The organism is Polaromonas sp. P1_G4 (assembly GCF_056405475.1).
The window spans coordinates 1-1,345 of sequence record NZ_JBFUCA010000801.1; the positions used below are offsets into that span (position 1 = coordinate 1).

The 1,345-nt window shown below is 59.8% G+C and carries 1 protein-coding gene; it reads right to left on the minus strand.

Annotation, left to right across the window (positions count from 1 at the left end):
• On the minus strand, nt 1–1,345 hold a 1,345-nt coding region (aroA, locus tag AC1D1X_RS23480; protein ID WP_477699368.1), incomplete at both ends, for a 3-phosphoshikimate 1-carboxyvinyltransferase.

Below are 1,345 nucleotides of genomic sequence, written 5' to 3' on the forward strand. Positions count from 1 at the left end.
GTTGGGCCGTCAAAGCTGCCAGGGTACCTTTGCCCGAGGCGGTGGGGCCATCGACGCAGATCACCGGAATATGGTTGACATCTGCTTTGGCCACCATGAACAGGGCCTCGAAGTAGTCCGGAAATGTTTTGCCGACACATTTGGGGTCAAGAATCCGGATGGGCAACCGGGCCGGGTTGAAAGCGGCCAGCGAAAAACACATGGCTACGCGGTGATCGTCGTAGGTGTGAATGGGCGCGGTTTTCCATTCGCCGGGCAGGGGCGGGGTAATTTTGAGATAGTCCACCCCTTCTTCCACCGTGGCGCCGAGTTTTTGCAACTCGCAGGCCATCGCGGYGATGCGGTCGGTTTCCTTGACGCGCCAGCTGGCAATGTTGCGCAAGGTGGTGGTCCCCTCGGCATACAGCGCCATCACGGCCAGCGTCATCGCGGCATCGGGAATATGGTTGCAATCCAGATCAATCGCCTTGAGCGGCCACGCACCGCGCGAGATGCGCAATGAATTGGGCGTGCTGTCGATTTGCGCGCCCATCATTCGTGCGGCCTCCACGAAACGGATGTCGCCCTGGATGGAGTCTGCCCCGACCCCCAAAACTTCTATGCCATTTGGGCCTGCAGCGCCCGATGCTATTGCGCCAAGCGCTATGAAATAGCTAGCAGAGGAAGCATCGCCTTCAACATGGATTTCTCCGGGCGACTGGTAGCGGCTGCCGGCGGGGATGACGAACTGCTCCCAGCCTTTGCGCTGCACGTCAATGCCGAAACGTTTGAGCAGCTTGAGCGTGATTTCAATGTAAGGCCGTGAAATCAGCTCTCCCACGACCTCAATGCAGATGTCGTCGACAGCCACAATGGGCAGGGCCATCAGCAGGGCGGTCAGGAACTGGCTGGAAACATCTCCGCGCACCCGGATGGGGTCTTTCAGGTTCAATTGGCCGGAACGCAGGCGCAGGGGTGGAAAACCTTCATTTCCCAGGTAGTCGATGGAGCAGCCCAGCTGCCGGAGGGCATCAACCAGGTCGCCGATAGGCCTTTCGTGCATGCGGGCCACGCCCGACAGCTCAAATTCCCCGCCCAGCAAGGCCAGAGCGGCCGTCAATGGACGCATGGCAGTACCAGCATTGCCCAGAAACAGCTTGACCGGTGTGTGAACGTTGCGGCCGCCAAGGCCGATGATCACCGCGGTGCTGCCCTCTTGTTTTACTTCGCAGCCAAGCTGCCTGAGCGCCGTCAGCATCACGGCAGTGTCGTCAGACGCCAGGAGATCGTGAACTGTGGTTTCCCCGTGGCTCAGGGCAGCCAGCAACAAGACGCGATTGGAAATGCTTTTGGATCCGGGTAAGCG